General features: G+C 65.3%; 19 protein-coding genes. 5 read left to right on the top strand and 14 right to left on the bottom strand.

Features of this window, described 5'->3' with window-relative positions; translation table 11 throughout:
- Nucleotides 1-45 precede the first annotated feature (45 nt).
- Nucleotides 46-1,059 carry a glycosyltransferase family 9 protein gene (locus EOA33_RS00840; RefSeq protein WP_127404733.1) on the top strand — a complete coding sequence of 338 codons (1,014 nt, stop codon included), beginning with the start codon at nucleotides 46-48 and terminating at the stop codon, nucleotides 1,057-1,059.
- 16 nt (nucleotides 1,060-1,075) lie between these two features.
- On the opposite strand, the gene EOA33_RS00835 is transcribed toward EOA33_RS00840, so the two are convergent.
- From EOA33_RS00835 to EOA33_RS00825, 3 genes are read right to left on the bottom strand one after another with little or no spacing between them, the layout of a single operon-like run.
- Nucleotides 1,076-1,414, bottom strand: a complete 339-nt coding sequence (locus tag EOA33_RS00835) for a cupin domain-containing protein (protein WP_126057611.1) — start codon at nucleotides 1,412-1,414, stop codon at nucleotides 1,076-1,078.
- A gap of 10 nt (nucleotides 1,415-1,424) precedes the next feature.
- Nucleotides 1,425-2,204, bottom strand: coding sequence for a 2-dehydro-3-deoxy-D-gluconate 5-dehydrogenase KduD (kduD, locus tag EOA33_RS00830; protein WP_127404732.1), 780 nt, complete (start codon nucleotides 2,202-2,204; stop codon nucleotides 1,425-1,427).
- Nucleotides 2,201-2,506 (bottom strand): hypothetical protein, encoded by a 306-nt coding sequence (locus tag EOA33_RS00825; protein WP_127404731.1) that lies wholly within the window; start codon nucleotides 2,504-2,506, stop codon nucleotides 2,201-2,203. Before EOA33_RS00825 ends, kduD begins: the two co-directional genes overlap by 4 nt.
- 172 nt (nucleotides 2,507-2,678) lie before the next feature.
- Between EOA33_RS00825 and EOA33_RS00820 the strand changes: the two genes are divergently transcribed.
- On the top strand, nucleotides 2,679-4,238 hold the full coding sequence (locus tag EOA33_RS00820; protein WP_127404730.1) for a mannitol dehydrogenase family protein: 1,560 nt from the start codon (nucleotides 2,679-2,681) through the stop codon (nucleotides 4,236-4,238).
- A gap of 29 nt (nucleotides 4,239-4,267) precedes the next feature.
- Here EOA33_RS00820 and lepB read toward each other — a convergent pair whose 3' ends face one another.
- The 8 genes from lepB to EOA33_RS00780 form a co-directional block, all read right to left on the bottom strand.
- Nucleotides 4,268-5,014: a signal peptidase I gene (gene lepB / locus EOA33_RS00815; protein WP_348628205.1), complete on the bottom strand. Its 747-nt coding sequence runs from the start codon at nucleotides 5,012-5,014 to the stop codon at nucleotides 4,268-4,270.
- 325 nt (nucleotides 5,015-5,339) lie between these two features.
- A complete protein-coding gene (locus EOA33_RS00810) occupies nucleotides 5,340-5,747 on the bottom strand; it encodes a F0F1 ATP synthase subunit epsilon (protein WP_127404729.1) in 408 nt (135 codons plus the stop codon).
- 99 nt (nucleotides 5,748-5,846) lie between these two features.
- Nucleotides 5,847-7,427 (bottom strand): F0F1 ATP synthase subunit beta, encoded by a 1,581-nt coding sequence (gene atpD / locus EOA33_RS00805; RefSeq protein WP_127404728.1) that lies wholly within the window; start codon nucleotides 7,425-7,427, stop codon nucleotides 5,847-5,849.
- 76 nt (nucleotides 7,428-7,503) lie between these two features.
- A complete protein-coding gene (locus tag EOA33_RS00800; RefSeq protein ID WP_127404727.1) occupies nucleotides 7,504-8,388 on the bottom strand; it encodes a F0F1 ATP synthase subunit gamma in 885 nt (294 codons plus the stop codon).
- A gap of 34 nt (nucleotides 8,389-8,422) precedes the next feature.
- Nucleotides 8,423-9,952 carry a F0F1 ATP synthase subunit alpha gene (gene atpA, locus EOA33_RS00795; protein WP_127404726.1) on the bottom strand — a complete coding sequence of 510 codons (1,530 nt, stop codon included), beginning with the start codon at nucleotides 9,950-9,952 and terminating at the stop codon, nucleotides 8,423-8,425.
- Complete coding sequence (locus EOA33_RS00790) at nucleotides 9,952-10,512, bottom strand: F0F1 ATP synthase subunit delta (protein WP_126057604.1); 561 nt, start codon at nucleotides 10,510-10,512, stop codon at nucleotides 9,952-9,954. The genes atpA and EOA33_RS00790 overlap by 1 nt, the downstream gene beginning before the upstream one ends.
- 246 nt (nucleotides 10,513-10,758) lie before the next feature.
- Entirely contained in the window at nucleotides 10,759-11,154 is a 396-nt protein-coding gene (locus EOA33_RS00785) for a DUF4345 family protein (RefSeq protein ID WP_126057603.1), read from the bottom strand.
- Nucleotides 11,155-11,247: 93 nt separating this feature from the next.
- A complete protein-coding gene (locus EOA33_RS00780; RefSeq protein WP_127404725.1) occupies nucleotides 11,248-11,943 on the bottom strand; it encodes an aspartate/glutamate racemase family protein in 696 nt (231 codons plus the stop codon).
- A 62-nt stretch (nucleotides 11,944-12,005) separates the two neighbouring features.
- Here EOA33_RS00780 and EOA33_RS00775 point away from each other — a divergent pair, with 62 nt between their 5' ends.
- Nucleotides 12,006-12,251, top strand: a complete 246-nt coding sequence (locus EOA33_RS00775; protein WP_126057601.1) for a type II toxin-antitoxin system Phd/YefM family antitoxin — start codon at nucleotides 12,006-12,008, stop codon at nucleotides 12,249-12,251.
- Nucleotides 12,248-12,703: a type II toxin-antitoxin system VapC family toxin gene (locus tag EOA33_RS00770; protein WP_126057600.1), complete on the top strand. Its 456-nt coding sequence runs from the start codon at nucleotides 12,248-12,250 to the stop codon at nucleotides 12,701-12,703. Before EOA33_RS00775 ends, EOA33_RS00770 begins: the two co-directional genes overlap by 4 nt.
- A gap of 10 nt (nucleotides 12,704-12,713) precedes the next feature.
- On the opposite strand, the gene EOA33_RS00765 is transcribed toward EOA33_RS00770, so the two are convergent.
- Nucleotides 12,714-14,897 (bottom strand): primosomal protein N', encoded by a 2,184-nt coding sequence (locus tag EOA33_RS00765; protein WP_126057599.1) that lies wholly within the window; start codon nucleotides 14,895-14,897, stop codon nucleotides 12,714-12,716.
- Between the two features lie 89 nt (nucleotides 14,898-14,986).
- Here EOA33_RS00765 and fsa point away from each other — a divergent pair, with 89 nt between their 5' ends.
- Complete coding sequence (gene fsa, locus EOA33_RS00760) at nucleotides 14,987-15,643, top strand: fructose-6-phosphate aldolase (RefSeq protein WP_126057598.1); 657 nt, start codon at nucleotides 14,987-14,989, stop codon at nucleotides 15,641-15,643.
- Nucleotides 15,644-15,820: 177 nt separating this feature from the next.
- Here the strand turns inward: fsa and lptE are convergent, their stop codons facing one another.
- Together lptE and EOA33_RS00750 are read right to left on the bottom strand one after the other, a co-directional pair.
- A complete protein-coding gene (gene lptE / locus EOA33_RS00755) occupies nucleotides 15,821-16,387 on the bottom strand; it encodes an LPS assembly lipoprotein LptE (RefSeq protein WP_126057597.1) in 567 nt (188 codons plus the stop codon).
- The coding region (locus EOA33_RS00750) for a leucine--tRNA ligase (protein WP_127404724.1) at nucleotides 16,374-17,984 on the bottom strand (1,611 nt) is incomplete at its 5' end. The genes lptE and EOA33_RS00750, both read right to left, overlap by 14 nt.

Below are 17,984 nucleotides of genomic sequence, written 5' to 3'. Positions count from 1 at the left end.
TCGAGGCCACCCATTTCCGCCCTGAGTCACGGATTCCGCACTGGCATGGGTTCGACCGCACCGCTGCTGATCTTCTACGCCCGCAACGATGCCCTCGGCGACGGATTGCTGAGGCTGCCGGCACTGCGGGCCGCAAGAACGGCCTTCCCGCAGAGCCACATCGTCTATGGCACAATGGGCAACTCCTCGCTCACCGGTGTCTTGCGGAAGCACGTCGCTTCCCTCATCGACGATTTCAGGGCGGTGACGCCGCTTTCGGCTGTCCTCGCCGAGTTCAAGCCGCGCGGCGGGCAAACGACGCTCGTCGATTTCCGCACCGGCGTGCCCGGCCTGCTGGTGACCGGATTGCAGCTCATCGGCCGCGGCGTTCGCTACGAGCCCAATTTTGCCGGCTATATGCTGTCCTGGCGTGCGGGCGTCAGATGGACGCTGCGTCCCGAACACAATGCCTGGCGCTACCATCGGCTGGTGGAGCGGCTGGCCGGCAGGCATCTGCCATTCGACCACAGGCTGGACGTTCCGAAGGCTGCCCGCGCCATGGCGCGTCAGTTGCGCGGCGCGGACCAGCGTCCGCTCATCCTTCTTGGCGGCAACGCCAAGGGCAACAAGTTCATGAGCGACGCTCAGGTCGCCGCCGTCGCCGGCAACCTCATCGATGCCGGCTGCCGGGTGCTCTATCTGGTCACCCCGGGCAGCGGACCGAGCCCGCAGACCCTTGCCGCGAAGGAACCCCGTCTTCAACTGGTCGGCCCGGAGCTTGGGCTCGATGCCGAAGCATTCAGCGACCTGCTGCTTGCGCTCGGCGAAATGGCGGCCGCCTATGTCGGCATGGAAGGCGGTCTGGGGCATCTGTTCGCCACCGTCATGACCCCGGCGGTGATCATCAACAATGGCGCTAACATGGAACGTTGGCGGCCGCTGTCGAACACCGTCGAGGTGGTCACCGCGCCTAGGCGCGGGCGATCGGCGAAAGTCTCCGATACGCCGGCCGAGGCGATTATCGAAGCCACCCATCGCTTGCTCGCCGCGAGCCGACGCGACCACGCCTTGCCGCGCTAGATTACGGTCAGAAAAATCAGCCGAGGAAATCGGCTCGGTGCGGCGTGAAGCTGTCGACCAGGCGCCCGGCCTCCAGCGCCCTGACGCCGTGCGGCATATTGGACGGAACGATGAAGCTGCCGCCGGCTTCCAGAACTTCGGTCCGGCCGTCGACGGTCACCTCGAAGCGGCCTTCGGCGACGTAGCTCGCCTGCACATGCGGATGCGAATGCAGCGCGCCGACGCCACCCTTGTCGAAGCCGAACTCGACCATCATCAGCTCGTCCGTGTGGAGGAGCACGCGCCGGCGGTTGCCGTCCGGCGTCGGCGTCCATGCAGCCTCGCCGGCATGCGAGAATATCTTCGTCACGGTCATCTCGCCTCTCTCAGCGCGCCAGCCAGCCGCCATCCACCGGCACCACGGCGCCATGCATATAGTCGGACGCCGGCGCCAGCAGGAACACGGCCGCGTCGCCAATGTCTTCCGGCCGGCCCCAGCGGCCGGCCGGGATGCGCGCCATGATCGAGGCGCGGCGATCGGGATCGGCGCGCAGCGCCTCGGTATTGTTGGTCTCGATATAGCCCGGCGCGATGGCGTTGACGTTGATGCCCTTCTGCGCCCACTCGCAGGCGAGCAACCGGGTGATGCCGAGCACGCCGTGCTTCGAGGCCGTGTAGGAGGCGACGCGGATGCCGCCCTGGAAGCTCAGCACCGAAGCGATGTTGACGATCTTGCCGCGCCGTCCGGGTTCGGCAAGCACATGCCGGGCAAAGCCTTGGCTGAGCATGAACACCGTCTTCAGATTGACGTCGATGACGTCGTCCCAGTCGGCCTCGGTCAACTCGACCGCATCGGCTCGCCTTATGATACCTGCATTGTTGACCAGGCCGTCGAGCGGTCCGCTGTCGCGCCAGACCCGATCGAGCATCGCCTGCGCGGCGGTCGAGTCGGCAAGGTCGCAGCGCACCGCCTCGATGCTCCCGCCGGCCGCCTCTATCCTTTCGGCGGTCTCATCCATCGCCGAGCGGCCGACGCCGATCACCGCGCCGCCGGCACGCGCGACCGACACCGCGATACCCTGGCCGATGCCGGTGTTGGCGCCGGTGACCAGGACGCGTTTGCCGGCAAGGCTGAAGGCGGAAAGGTCGGGCTCTGTCCTGCTCATGATGTCCAACACCTGTCTGTCATCGATGGCGCCGTGCCTTCGTGATCGCGCCCAACCCGATAGGCCTTCTTGGCGAGCGCATAGGCAAGTTCGCCTGCCAACTCATGCGCCTCGACCTCGCACAGCCGGTGCTCGGCGACGAGTCGCGCCAGGAAGGCACAACACATTCTAGAGCCGATCGGTAAGGCCGTGCGGGCTGACGGCAGCTTTTCCACGCCGGCATATGGCGCGCGGCCCAGCGAGCGCGCATTCGCTTCCGACGGGAACAGCAGATCCGGATCGGTCAGCGCGATCGTGGACATAACGGCTCCTCCAGGAGGGAGTACCGGTATGGTCGGACAGGAGTGATGTCAACGCGAACGGCGTTCCTGAGCCTGCTTGCGGCAGCGGGGAACAGATGATACCCCGCATCGGATCCATCGCACGGGACATCAAAATGCCGCTCCGCCGAAACCTCTCAGCGTGTTTGGTGCCATGACCCACGGCCGCCTCTCCGATGGGACGCTGCGGTCCTTGCCAAATCAGGTTTCGGTTCCAGCCTATGATCGGGACGACATCGCGCCGGGCATTGTCCATCTCGGCGTCGGCGCCTTCCACCGCGCCCATCAGGCCGCCTATGTCGACGACTGCCTGGCGGCGGGAGAGCGTGACTGGGGCATTGTCGGCGTCTCGCTGCGCAGCGCCGACACGCGCGATGCGCTGGCGCCACAGGACGGGCTCTACGCGCTGGCGATCCGCGACAGCGGCGGCGAGAGCCTGCGCGTCATCGGCTCGATCCAGTCGATGCTGGTGGCGCCCGAGGACCCAGGCGCGGTGCTGGCGGCGCTTATCGACCCGCGCACCCGCATCGTCACGCTGACCATCACCGAAAAGGCCTATCTGAGGGCAGCCGACGGCCGGCTCGACGAAACCCACCCCGACATCGTCCACGATCTGGCCAATCCGGGATCGCCGCGCACGGCGCATGGTTTCCTCACGGAAGCGCTGGCGCGCCGCCGCGCCGCCGGCACGCCGCCCTTCACCGTGCTTTGCTGCGACAACCTGCCGGCCAACGGCGCCACGCTGCACCGGCTGCTGGCCGAATTCGCGATGCTGCGCGATGCAGGACTCGCCCGACAGGGCGATGTCCAGCTCGCCCGACAGGGCGATGTCCAGCTCGCCCCACCGGGCGATGCCCCTCTTGCCAGCCATGTTGCAAACGAAGTGGCCTTCCCATCGAGCATGGTCGACCGCATCGTGCCGGCGACCACCGATGCCGACCGGGCACGCATCGCGGTCGAGCTCGGCGTCGAGGATGCCTGGCCGGTGATGACCGAGCCGTTCTGCCAATGGGTCGTCGAGGACGATTTTCCGGCCGGCAGGCCGGCCTGGGAAAAATTCGGCGTCACCATGGTCGCCGATGTCGGCCCCTTCGAGGACATGAAGCTGAGACTGCTCAACGGCGCGCATTCGGGCATCGCCTATCTCGGCCTGCTCAGCGGCCACGCGACCGTCGACCGCGCCTTCGCCGATCCGGCGATCCGGCAGTTCGTCGATCGCCTGTGGGCCGAGGCCATTTCGACGCTGCCCGAGGACGCCGGGCTCGACACCAGCGCCTACACGGCGGAACTCGCCCAACGTTTTTCGAACACCGCGCTTGCCCATCGTACCGCGCAGATCGCCAATGACGGCAGCCAGAAACTGCCGCAGCGCATCGTGGCGTCAGTCTTGGAGTGCCTGGAAGCCGGCACCGAAATGGTCCATCTCACCCTGGTGGTGGCCGCCTGGATCGCCGCCTGCGCGGCGCGCGGCAAGGCCTTGCCGGAAGCCCGTTTCACGGATCCGCTCGACGCGGCGCTGACGGAACTTCTGAGCCAGCAACTGCCGGCAAACGAAACGGTGACGGCGGTGTTCGATCTCGCTGGCTTTGCCAGGGACCACGCCGAGCGCCAGACATTGATTGAACTCGTGGCTGTCCATCTCGTCCACCTGCGCCGGGACGGCCCCACCCTGGCCTTCGCCGCGCTTGGCATAGAGGGCGAACGGCAAGAATAGACTTGCAGTTCCACCCACGGATGGCTCGCCTATTCCACAGCCGAGCCATCCAGTGTTTGCCGGGACGAATAGCCGGTGCCCTTTGAATTCCAGAACAGCCGCGCTGCTCTGCCGACGAGGTTTTCGTAAGGGACGAATCCGACGGTGAATCGACTGTCGGAAGCATTGTCCCGATTGTCGCCAAGCACGAAATAGTGGCCCTCGGGCACCTCGAACACGCGCGTGTTGTCGCCAATCGAATTGTCCGTCAGGTCGAGAACGAAATGGCTGACCCCGCCTGGCAAGGTCTCGCGCTGAAGCCTGGCCGGCTGCGACATCTCCTCGTACGGGAACGTGCCGGCATCCTCGAGACCAACGGGCACATCGTTGATGTGGAGCGCGCCGTTGACCATCTGGATCTTCTCGCCCGGCAAGCCGACGATCCGCTGGATATAGTCGATGCTTGGGTCGGACGGGAATTTGAAGACCACCACATCCCCACGCTTGGGTTCCGCGCCTAGCACACGTCCTTCGATTGGCAGCAAATTGAACGGCACGCTGTAGCGGCTGTAGCCGTAGGCGAATTTGGAGACGAAGAGATAGTCGCCTTCCTGCAGTGTCGGCACCATGCTGCCGGAGGGAATCGAAAACGGCTGGAACAGGAACGATCGGATCAGCAAGGCCGGCACCGACGAGGTGAGCAGGACGAGCACCAGCACCGAAAGCCCGTGCGCATACCATTTGTCCGGCTTGAAGCGATGCGCGAAGGGCACGACGAGCGCCATCCACAGGATCATCAACACGAACCCTGAGAAATTGGCCAGCCCGGCAAGATCGGCGCCCGGCAGCACCGGAAACCCGATATAGACAGTCGCGACGCCGAGGGCGCTGAACACAATCAGGACGGCAAGCGCCAGCCTTCCGGCGCCGATCCAGAGAAACCCGCCGAACGGCCCGCCAAAGGCCGACACCAGCGCCGTCGACCACCTGGATCGCGGCGCTATTTCTGGCTGGTCTGATTGCTGCGTCATCGGCCCCCCCCCACGCAAAGGCAGCCGGACTGTCCACCAAACAAAAAAGCGGGGCAAGCCCGCTTTTGCAATCTCCGGTGGAAGCCTGATCTCAGGCCGGCAGGATGGCGCCTTCCAGCGTGGTGAGCTGGCTAAGGAATTGCTCTGCCTTGCTGCGGCCCTGGTCGTCCTTGGCGTCGGCGACGTCTTCCTTCGCCTCCTGGATGCGGCGTGCCACATCCGCGCGATCGATGTCGCCGACCGCCACCGCCGACTCGGCAAGCAGCGTGCAGCCGGAAGGCACGATGTCGGCGAAGCCGCCGAACACCACATAGCGTTCTTCCTTGCCCGCAACCGTCTTCACCGTGACGACGCCCGGCTTGATCGTGGTCATGACCGGCGCGTGCAGCGCCATCACGGTCATCTCGCCTTCGGCGCCGGGGATGACGACGGATTCGACCTGCTCGGAAACGAGCAGGCGCTCCGGCGAGACCAGTTCGAACTTGAAAGCTTCAGCCATGATCAAATTAGCGAGTAGGGAATAGCGAGTAGCGAGTAGTAAGAACAAATCCGCCGCGCTGGTATTCCTATTCGCTACTCCCTATTCGCTATTCGCTTCTTATGCCGCTTCAGCCGCCAGGCGCTGGGCCTTCTCGACCGCTTCCTCGATGCCGCCGACCATGTAGAAGGCGGCTTCCGGCAGGTGGTCGTAGTCGCCGGCGCAGAGGCCCTTGAAGCCCTTGATGGTGTCGGCGAGGTCGACCAGCTTGCCCGGCGAGCCGGTGAACACTTCGGCGACGAAGAACGGTTGCGACAGGAAGCGCTCGATCTTGCGGGCGCGGGCAACGGTCTGCTTGTCCTCTTCCGACAGCTCATCCATGCCCAGAATGGCGATGATGTCCTGCAGCGACTTGTAGCGCTGGAGGATCGACTGCACCTGGCGCGCCACCTGGTAGTGCTCCTCGCCGACGACCATCGGATCGAGCATGCGCGAGGTGGAGTCGAGCGGATCGACGGCCGGGTAGATGCCCTTTTCCGAGATCGCACGGTTGAGCACGGTGGTGGCGTCCAAGTGGGCGAACGAGGTCGCCGGCGCCGGGTCGGTCAGGTCGTCGGCCGGCACGTAGATCGCCTGGACCGAGGTGATCGAGCCCTTGGTCGTCGTCGTGATGCGCTCCTGCAGCGCGCCCATGTCGGTGGCGAGCGTCGGCTGGTAGCCCACGGCCGAAGGGATACGGCCGAGCAGCGCCGACACTTCCGAGCCCGCCTGCGTGAAGCGGAAGATGTTGTCGACAAAGAACAGCACGTCCTGGCCCTGGTCGCGGAAATATTCGGCGACGGTGAGACCGGTCAGGCCGACGCGGGCGCGCGCGCCCGGCGGCTCGTTCATCTGGCCATAGACGAGAGCGGCCTTGGAGCCAGCGCCGCCGCCCTTCTTGTTGACGCCCGATTCGATGAACTCGTGATAGAGGTCGTTGCCTTCGCGGGTGCGCTCGCCGACGCCGGCGAACACCGAGAAGCCGCCATGCGCCTTGGCGACGTTGTTGATCAGTTCCTGGATCAGCACCGTCTTGCCGACGCCGGCGCCGCCGAACAGGCCGATCTTGCCGCCGCGGGCGTAAGGAGCGAGCAGGTCGAGAACCTTGATGCCGGTGACCAGGATCTGCGCTTCAGTCGACTGGTCGACATAGGCCGGAGCCGGCTGGTGGATGGCGCGCTGTTCGACACCGTCGACCGTGCCTTCCTCGTCGACAGGCTCGCCGATGACGTTGATGATGCGACCGAGCAGGCCGGGGCCGACCGGCACCGAGATCGGCGCGCCGGTGTCATAGACTTCCTGGCCGCGGACCAGGCCTTCGGTGGAGTCCATGGCGATGCAGCGCACGGTGTTCTCGCCGAGATGCTGAGCGACTTCGAGCACGAGGCGGTTGCCGACATTGGAGGTTTCCAGCGCGTTCAGGATCGCCGGCAGGTGGTCGGCGAACTGCACGTCGACGACGGCGCCGATGACCTGGCGGACCTTGCCGACGGCGCCGGTCTTCTTGACGGCGACGCTCGCCGCCTTGGCCGGCGCGGCCTTTGCCGGTGCCGCCGCCTTCTTGGCTGGAGCGGCCTTCGCGGCCGCTGCCGGAGCCTGTGCCGCCGCCTTGGGGGCCGGTGCCGCCTTGGCGGCGGTCTTCGGGGTAGCTGCTTTCGCCATCGTCTTTGCCCTTTTTCGTCTTTCTGTTTCTCGCGATTTCCGCATGGAGGTCAGCGACCTCCACATGGGCACGCGACTAGAGCGCCTCGGCGCCCGAAATGATTTCGATCAATTCCTTGGTGATCTGCGCCTGCCGCTGGCGGTTGTAGGTGATCGACAGCTTGTTGATCATGTCGCCGGCGTTGCGCGTCGCATTGTCCATGGCGCTCATCTTGGCGCCCATCTCGCCGGCTGCGTTTTCGAGCAGCGCGCGGAAGATCTGGACCGAGATGTTGCGCGGAATGAGATCGGAGAGGATTTCGCCCGGCTCCGGCTCATATTCGTAGACGGCGTTGGCGCCGTTGGTCGCCTCGGCGGTGGCCGAAGCGGCGGCCGCCGGGATGATCTGCTGCGCCGTCGGGATCTGGCTGATCACCGACTTGAACTGCGAATAGAACAGCGTGCAGATGTCGAAGCCGCCCTCGTTGAAGAGGTGGATGACCTTCTTGGCGATCGCGTCGGCATTGGCAAAGCCAAGCGTGCGCACTTCGCGAAGGTCGACGCGGTCGATGATCAGCGAGGCATAGTCGCGGCGCAGTATGTCGTAGCCCTTCTTGCCGACGCAGATGATCTTGACTTGCTTGCCGTCGGCCAGGAGCTTGCGGATGTGGTCGCGGGCGAGGCGGGCGATCTGCGAATTGAAGCCGCCGCACAGGCCGCGCTCGGCCGTGCAGACGACGAGCAGATGCACGTCGTCCCTGCCGGTGCCGGTCATCAGCGCCGGCGCATCGCCACCGCCGCCGATCGCCTGGGTGATGTTGGCCAGCACCGCGCCCATCCGCTCGGAATAGGGACGCGCTGCTTCCGCCGCTTCCTGCGCGCGGCGCAGCTTCGCCGCGGCGACCATCTGCATCGCCTTGGTGATCTTCTGCGTCGCCTTGACCGAGGCGATACGGTTACGAAGGTCTTTTAATGAAGGCATGCTTCAAACCTGATCCCGTCCGTCCGGCTTCTTCTTAGGCGAAGGTCTTGGCGAAGGCGTCGATCTCGGCCTTCAGCTTGGCGCGCAGATCGTCCGACAGCGCCTTCTCCTTGCGGATGGCGTCGAGCACGTCCTTGCCGGCCGAGCGCATGTGGCTGAGCAGGCCATGCTCGAACTTGCCGACCTGGTTCAACGCCAGCTTGTCGAGGTAGCCGTTGACGCCGGCGAAGATCACCGCGACCTGCTCTTCGGTCTTGAGCGGCGAGAACTGCGGCTGCTTGAGGAGCTCGGTCAGGCGCGAGCCGCGGTTGAGCAAGCGCTGCGTGGCGGCGTCGAGGTCGGAGCCGAACTGCGCGAAGGCCGCCATTTCGCGGTACTGCGCGAGCTCGCCCTTGATCGAGCCGGCAACCTGCTTCATCGCCTTGATCTGCGCCGACGAGCCGACGCGCGACACCGACAGGCCGACGTTGACCGCCGGACGGATGCCCTGGAAGAACAGGTTGGTCTCAAGGAAGATCTGGCCATCGGTGATCGAGATCACGTTGGTCGGAATGTAGGCCGACACGTCGTTGGCCTGCGTCTCGATGACCGGCAGCGCGGTCAGCGAGCCGTTGCCGTTGTCATCATTGAGCTTGGCGGCGCGCTCAAGCAGGCGCGAGTGCAGGTAGAAGACGTCGCCCGGATAGGCTTCGCGGCCCGGCGGGCGGCGCAGCAGCAGCGACATCTGGCGGTAGGCGACTGCCTGCTTCGACAGGTCGTCGTAGCTGATGAGGGCATGCATGCCGTTGTCGCGGAAATACTCGCCCATCGTGCAGCCGGCGAACGGCGCCAGGAACTGCATCGGCGCCGGGTCGGACGCGGTTGCGGCGATGATGATCGAGTAGTCGAGTGCGCCGCGCTCTTCCAGCACCTTCACGAACTGCGCGACGGTCGAGCGCTTCTGGCCGACGGCGACGTAGACGCAGTAGAGTTTCTCCGCCTCGGGGCCGTTGTCGTGCACCGACTTCTGGTTCAGCATCGTGTCGAGGATGATCGCGGTCTTGCCGGTCTGACGATCGCCGATGACCAGCTCGCGCTGGCCGCGGCCGACCGGGATCAGCGCGTCGATGGCCTTAAGGCCGGTCGACATCGGCTCGTGCACCGACTTGCGCGGAATGATGCCGGGCGCCTTGACGTCGACGCGCTTGCGTTCGGTCGCCTTGATCGGGCCCTTGCCGTCGATCGGATTGCCGAGCGCGTCGACGACGCGGCCGAGCAGGCCGGGGCCGACCGGAACGTCGACGATGGCGCCGGTGCGCTTGACGGTGTCGCCTTCCTTGATGTCGCGGTCGTTGCCGAAGATGACGACGCCGACATTGTCGGCTTCGAGGTTGAGCGCCATGCCGCGGATGCCGCCCGGGAATTCGACCATTTCGCCGGCCTGGACATTGTCGAGGCCATAGACGCGGGCGATGCCGTCACCGACGGACAACACCTGGCCGACTTCGGAGACCTCGGCCTCCTTGCCGAAATTCTTGATCTGGTCTTTCAGAATTGCGGAAATTTCCGCGGCGCGGATGTCCATCAGCCGACCTCTTTCAGTGCAAGCTTGAGCGAATTGAGTTTGGTTTTGAGCGACGTATCGATCTGGCGCGAGCCCATCTTGACCACCAGCCCGCCGAGGAGCGACGGGTCGACGGTGACCGTGATGGCCACGTCCTTGCCGGCAACGCCCTTCAGCGCCGCCTTCAGTTCGGTCTCCTGCGCCGCCGTCAGCGCATGCGCCGAGGTGACCTCGGCCGAAGCCTCGCCACGATGATCGGCGGCGATGCGGCGGAAAGCCTTGATCATGCCGGGCACGGCGAACAGGCGGCGGTTCTTGGCGACGACGCGCAGGAAATTGCCGGCGAGCCCGCCGAGCTTTGCCTTGGCGACGATCGCGGCGATCGCCTTGGCCTGATCCTCGCTGGAGAACACCGGGCTGTTGATCAGCCGGGAAAGATCGGCGCTGCCTTCAAGCAGCGCCTCGAAACTGGTGAGGTCGGCCTCGACCTGGGCGACCGAATTTGCCTGCAGCGCGAGTTCGAACAGCGAACCCGCATAGCGTTCTGCGACAGCTGAGATTGGCGATGACGATTGAGCCACGGACCGTCTTTTCTCTTGTCTGACAGGCCGCAGATTGTTGGCGCGAGCGAGAACTCTGGCTAAATCTTTGACCTTACTGCATTTTTCCAAGCACGGAGGCGCGGCTTCCGCTATCCCCGGCCGAAAGTCGATTGCCGTCTAGCACAGGCCTTTTAAGACCGCAATGCGTCGTCCGGCATGGTTTTCAGGCACTTTTGTCGCATCCGGCGGTAGAGCCCGGCCGCAAGCGGCGGATTAGTCGGTGATTCAGGGCAAAAAGCCGAAAGCAAAGGCCAGCGGCAACGCCGCCAGCACCAGTTCAACCACGATGGAAGCCCAATTGAAAGGGGTGTTGGCGCCGTCCGACATCATCGACAGCAAACGGCCGAAAGCGGTGAACAGCCAGGAGAAGCCGAGCGCCATGTAAAGCAGCGGCTGCGCGAGCAGGATGCAGCACAGGCTGACGCCGAGATAGAAGCCCGACATGCGGCCGCGCCCCTCGGCGATCGCCGCCGCCTTCTCCGGCCTGGCCTGCAGCCTGAGGATCCTGAAAGCGAGGTTCGGCGCCAGGAACAGCAACAGGCCGATGAGCAAGGTCGCCACGGCGCTCGACCATGCCAGCCACTCGCCCTGGCTCATCGGCCACGGAAACGCAAATTCCATCTTGCCCCCTCGTAAATGCCTGTTTGAAAACCGGGGCATTCTAGCGGAGGAAAAGCCGCGCGCCAGATGGCGCCGGAACTTTAGGAAGGCGTATCAAGACAGGGCGAATGCGACCGCCGCCTCGGCGTGCAGGCGCGTGGTGTCGAACACCGGAATGTCGAAGTCCGCCTGGCCGATCAGCATGGTGATCTCGGTGCAGCCCATGATGACGCCGTCGATGTTCTCATCGCGCCGCAGGCGGCCAACTTCCTCGACATAGGCCGCATGCGATTCGGATTTGACGATGCCTTGGCAGAGTTCGTCATAGATCACCCGGTGTACCATGCCGCGGCCGGCCTGGCCGGGCACCACCGGGTGCAGGCCATACTTCTCGGCAAGCCGGCCCTTGTAGAAATCCTGCTCCATGGTGAAGCGCGTGGCGAGCAGCGCCGGCCGCCTGACGCCGGCATCCCTGACCGCGACCGCCGTAGCATCGGCGATGTGGATCAGGGGGATCGACACCGCCGCCTGCACCTCGTCCGCCAGCCTGTGCATGGTGTTGGTGCAGACCACCAGGCCCTCGGCGCCGCCCGCCTCCAGCTTGCGCGCGGCCTCGACGAGCAGCACGCCCGCGCCCTGCCAGTCGCCGGCATGCTGGCGCTCGGCGATCTCGGCGAAGTCGAACGACCATAAGAGCAGCTTCGCCGAATGCAGCCCACCGAGCCGCTCGCGCACGATCTCGTTGAGCAGGCGATAGTAGATGGCGGTCGATTCCCAGCTCATGCCGCCGATGAGGCCGAGGGTTTTCACGGTGGCTGTTCCTTTCCAGCAATTCCTATATTATGACCACATGAGACTACAAGGAGGCAGTTATGAAGACGATGCAGGTTCGGGAGGCCAAGGCAGGTTTCTCAGCGCTCGTCGAGGCCGCCGAGAATGGTGAGCCTACCGTCATCACAAAGCATGGCAAACCAACGGCCATGGTTGTCCCGATTGAAGAGGGGCAGAAGCTCTATCCGCAAAACAGCCAGCAGGACTTCGTGGATTTCCTGCTTCATTACCCCGGCGGCATCGAGTTTGAGCGAAACGAATCGCCGTCCCGGGACGTCGAGTTTTGACTGGCTATCTGCTGGATACGTCGTTCCTGTCGGCCTTTGAACCTGACCGTGCTCCCCTTCCCTCGCACGTTCAGACATGGGTTGCCGAACAGCGGGCGCGCGGCTCATGGCATATGTCTTCCATTGTCGTTCTGGAGGTGGAAAAGGGCATTGCGAAGCTGAAGCGATCTGGCGCGAATTCGAAGGCGGCACGTATTGGCGAATGGTTCGAACGGCTGCTGGCGGAATTCGACCAGCGCATTCTGCCAGTCGACACGGCAATCGCGAGGGAAGCCGGCAAATTGGAGGATGCCGCTCTCGCCAGAGGCTTTAACCCGGGCTTGGCGGACATCCTGATCGCCGCGACCGCTCGTTTGAATGGCCTCTCAGTCTTGACGGCCAATGTCCGGCATTTTGCGGTTCTGGATGTACCCTACCTGGACCCCTTCGCTGAGACTGGTCCACGGGAGTAGTTTCGTAATCTCACAAAAAGCTCTGCGGATCGATATCGACCTGCACCCGAACCGAGCCGCGCAATTTCGGCCCTTCGGCCAGCATGGCGCGGATGAAGCCCTGCATGTCGGCGCGCCGCTCGCCCTGGATCAGCAGGCGGAAGCGGTGGCGCCCGCCGAGCAGTGACAACGGCGCCTCGGCCGGGCCCAGCACGAACAGGTCCGCCGCCTGCGGCGCGGTGCGGCGCAGGCCGCGCGCATGCGCCTCCGCTTCGGCCCGCGTCGCGGCGCTGACGATGACGCCGGCGAGCCGGCCGAAGGGCGGCAGCGCCGCCCGCTCGCGCTCGGCGATCTCGCGCTCGTAAAAGGCCTCGGCGTCACCGGAGACGATGGCCCGCATCACCGGATGGTCCGGCTGGTAGGTCTGCAGCAGACCGAGGCTCTTCTTGCCGGTGCGGCCGGCGCGGCCCGTCACCTGGCTGAGCAGCTGGAAGGTGCGCTCGGCGGCGCGCGGATCGCCATTGGCGAGGCCGAGATCGGCGTCGACCACGCCGACCAGTGTCATATTGGGAAAATTGTGGCCCTTGGCGACGAGTTGCGTGCCGATGACGATGTCGGCCTCGCCATTGGCGATGGCTTCCAACTCGAGCCGCAGCCGGCGCACGCCACCCATCAGGTCCGACGACAAGACGATGGTGCGGGCGTCCGGAAAATGCGTCACCACCTCCTCGGCGATGCGCTCGACGCCGGGACCGCAGGCGACGAGATGGTCGAGCGTGCCGCATTCCGGGCAGGACTCCGGCCGCCGCTCATTGTGCCCACAATGGTGGCAGACGAGCTGGCCGCGGAAGCGGTGCTCGACCAGCCAGGCCGAGCAGACCGGACAGCCGAAGCGATGGCCGCACACACGGCAAAGCGTCAGCGGCGCATAGCCGCGCCGGTTGAGGAACAGCAGCGACTGTTCTTTTTTCCCTAGCGTGCGCTCCATTTGCTCGAGCAGGACGGCCGACAGGAAACCGCCGCGCGCCGGCGGCGCCCGTCGCATGTCGATCGACTTCAAGTCGGGCAGCGCCGCCTCGGCAAAGCGCGACGAAAGCACTGCCCGATGATAGCGGCCCTGGCTGGCATTGACCCGGCTTTCGACCGACGGCGTCGCCGAGGCGAGCACGATCGGGAAGCCGCCTATGTGGCCGCGCACCACCGCCATGTCGCGCGCATTGTAGAAGACGCGGTCCTCTTGCTTGTAGGCGGGGTCGTGCTCTTCGTCGACGACGATCAGGCCGAGCTCCGGGAACGGCAGGAACAGCGCCGAGCGCGCCCCGGCAACAACGCGCACGCCGCCTTCCGCCACCTGCCGCCAGACTTTTTCGCGCATTCTCGGCGGCAGGTCCGAGTGCCATTCCGCCGGCTTGGCGCCGAAACGGTCCTGGAAGCGTTCCAGGAAGGCGTGCGTCAGCGCGATTTCCGGCAGCAGGATCAGCACCTGCTTGCCCTGGTCGAGCGCCGCCGCCACCGCCTCGAAATAGACTTCCGTCTTGCCGGATCCGGTGACGCCGTCGAGCAGGGTGACGCCAAAGGCGTTCGCCGCGACGCCGGCGCGCAGCATGGCCGCCGCGTCCTCCTGGTCGGGCATCAGCGTCGGCTGCGCATAGGCCGGATCAGGCGCTGCCACCACCGGCCGCGGCGGGATCATCACCGTCTCGAACACGCCTTGCGCCCGCAAGCCGTCGATGACCGCCGACGATACGCCGGCCGCATGCGCCAGGCCCGAGCGCGTCCAGGCAAGGCCGCCCTCGGCCGTCTCCAGCACGCGCGCCCTCGCCTCGGTCATCCGGTCGGGTCTAGCCAGGGTGAGCTGCAGGCCTTCGATCCAGGGCTCCGGGTCGAAGGCCTCCGGCGCACGCAGCAGCATGCGCGCCACCATGCCCGGGGCCGACAGCGTGTACTGCGCGATCCAGTCGACGAAGCGGCGCATCGCGCGGTCGATCGGCGGGCAATCGAAGACCAGCTCGATCGGCCGCAATTTCCTTGCGTCGACCGTTTCGACGGCGCCGTCCCAGACGATGCCGGCGACCTGGCGGGGGCCCAGCGGCACGCGCACGATCGAGCCCGGCACCACGCGCATGCCGGCCGGCACCGCATAGGTGTAGGGCCGCTCGGCCGGCATCGGCACCAGCACCGGCGCGGCGGCGACAAAGGGCGAATCTTCCATCATGAGGCGTGACCTTGCCCCGACTTTGGTCTAGAGCAAAGGCCGACCCCCAAGCTGCATGTCATGCACATGAAAATCTTCAGGAGACCGCGATGAAATTTTTTGTCGACACCGCCGATATCAAGGAAATCCGCGAGCTGAACGATCTGGGGCTGCTCGATGGCGTCACCACCAATCCCTCGCTGATCCTGAAATCGGGCGGCAAGATTGCCGAGGTCACCAAGCAGATCTGCGACATCGTCGAAGGTCCGGTCTCGGCCGAGGTCGTGGCGACCGAATACCAGCAGATGATGGCCGAGGCGGAGGTACTGGCCAAGATCGCCCCCAATGTCTGCATCAAGGTGCCGCTGACACTCGACGGGCTGAAGGCCTGCAAGACGATCCGCACCGAGATGAAGCGCATGGTCAACGTCACGCTCTGCTTCTCCGCCAACCAGGCGCTGCTCGCCGCCAAGGCCGGCGCCTCCTTCATCTCGCCCTTCGTCGGCCGCATCGACGACACCGGCTCGGACGGCATGGAGCTGATCCAGGAGATCAGGCAGATCTACGACAATTACGACTTCCAGACCGAGATCCTGACCGCCTCGGTGCGCACTGTGAACCACGTCAAGCAGGCGGCGCTGATCGGCGCCGACGTCATCACCGCGCCGCCGGCGACGCTGAAGGCGCTGGTCAGCCATCCGCTGACCGACAAGGGCCTCGCCGCCTTCCTCGCCGACTGGGCCAAGACCGGCCAGAAAATCGGCTGATCTCGTCAGGTAAGAAAAAAGGCCGGGCGACCGGCCTTTTTTGGTGAATGCATACTTGTGCGCTTGGGTGTGTTGAGAGTCAGGTCAAGCCACGCCGAGAACGGTGGTTTCCGAGAGCCAGAGCGGAGCGTACTTGAAGGCAGGCCGGCCTCACCTGAATATCAATACGCCTCAGGCCTACTTGCCGTGCTTGATCAAGTCCTGCGCGACGGCGAGCCTGAGCAGGTCCGCCAGCTCGCGCGCTGCGCGGTTCTCGGCATCGATCTGCGCCCGGTAAGATGCATATTCCTGACGCGGCCGGTCGAAGGATGACGGCACCGAGCGCTTGCCCGTGGCGATGACCGTGCCGGTGGTGTCCCGCAGTACATAATTCGCGGTCAATGTCACCGTGCCGGCCGTCGGTTCGTCCTCGTCGGTCTGGATCTGCACCAGGGCCGCCGATTCGACCAGCTCGGTGACGCCGAGATCGAGCGTATAGGCAGGCGTAGCCGGTTCGCCGGCGCCCTGGCCGAGCGCGAAGATCAGATTATTGCGCACCTGCTGGGCATAGCGGGTCTTGACCGGCTTGACCGAGATCGACGCCAGTTCGGCGGCGGCGCCGACAGTCGAGCCGGCGGTAAGCGGCGCGTTCGAATAGAGCGGCCTGACGGTGCAGGCCGACACCAATGCCAGCGAGGCGACCAGGCCGTACAGCGCGGTGCGGCGGAGCGAGCGCGTCGTCTTTCCGAAATCAGGCAACGACATTGACGATCCTCTGCGGCACGATGATCACCTTGCGGGGCGCCTTACCTTCCAGCGCTTTCTGCACGAAGTCGAGGGCCAGCACCGCTTTTTCGACCGCACCTTGGTCCGCGTCGCGGGCAATTGTCAAATCCCCGCGCTTCTTGCCGTTGACCTGCACCGGCAGCACGATCTCGTTGTCGACGACGAGCGCCGGATCGAAGACCGGCCATGGCCGTTCGGCGACCATTTCGGTGCCGCCCAGCGTCTCCCAGCACTCCTCGGCCAGATGCGGCATGACCGGCGCTATCAGATGCACTAGGATCTCCACCGCCTCGCGGCAGGCGCCTTTCAGCGCCGCATCGGCCTTGCCTTCTGCCGCCTCGTTGAGCGGCGTGGTCAATGCATTGGCCAGCTCGTAGATGCGGGCTATGGCGCGGTTGAAGCCGAGCTTCTCGATATCCTCGCCGACCGCCTTGAGGATTTTGTGCGCGGCCTTGGAGACAGCGCCCGCCTCGCCCTCCCGCGCCGCCTCTGGCTTGACGCCGGCCAGCGATTCGGCCGCGATCGACACCAGGCGCCAGATGCGCTGGACGAAGCGATGCGCGCCGGCGGCGCCGTCGTCGGTCCATTCGACGTCGCGCTCGGGCGGCGAATCCGACAGCATGAACCAGCGCGCGGTATCGGCGCCGTAGCCGTCGGTGATCTCTTCCGGGCTCACCGTGTTCTTCTTCGACTTCGACATCTTCTCAAGCGGGCCGATGACGGCCTCCTCGCCGGTGGCGATGTCGACGGCGCGGCGCTTGCCGCCATCGTCCTCGAGCCTGACTTCGCTCGGCGACAGCCAGCGTCCGTTGTTGGACGGGCCGCCGACACGGTAGGTCTCATGCACCACCATGCCTTGCGTGAACAGGCCCTTGAACGGCTCGGCGAGATCGAGATGGCCGGTCTCGCGCATGGCGCGGGTGAAGAAGCGCGAATAGAGCAAGTGCAGGATCGCGTGCTCGATGCCGCCAATATATTGGTCGACCGCCAGCCACTCATTGGCCGCCTTCGGGTCGGTCGGATCGTTGGCCCAGGGCGCGGTGAAGCGCGCGAAATACCAGGACGAATCGACGAACGTGTCCATCGTGTCCGTCTCGCGCCGCGCCGGCTTGCCGCATTGCGGGCAATTGACGTGCCGCCAGGTGGGGTGGCGATCGAGCGGGTTGCCCGGCCGGTCGAACTCGATGTCGTCGGGCAGCTTGACCGGCAGGTCGGCCTTCGGCACCGGCACCACCCCGCAATCCTCGCAATGGATCATCGGGATCGGGCAGCCCCAATAGCGCTGGCGCGAAATGCCCCAGTCGCGCAGGCGGAAGTTCACCTTGCGCTCGGCCATCGGCCGGTTACCGATTGTCTTCTTTTCCAGAAGCCTGGCCACCTCGTCGAAGGCCTTCTCCGGCTTCATGCCGTCGAGGAAGCGCGAATTGATCATCACGCCGTCGTCGACATAGGCCTCCTCGATGATCTGGAAGGTCTTGGCGTCGCCGCCTTCCGGCATCACCACCGGGATCACCGGCAGGCCGTATTTGTTGGCGAAGTCGAGGTCGCGCTGGTCGCCGGACGGGCAGCCGAAGAT

The sequence above is a fragment of the Mesorhizobium sp. M4A.F.Ca.ET.050.02.1.1 genome, assembly GCF_003997725.1.
Taxonomy (GTDB): Bacteria; Pseudomonadota; Alphaproteobacteria; order Rhizobiales; family Rhizobiaceae; genus Mesorhizobium.
The sequence above is the reverse complement of the archived record's forward strand: the minus strand, read 5'-3'. Positions and strand labels throughout refer to the sequence as shown.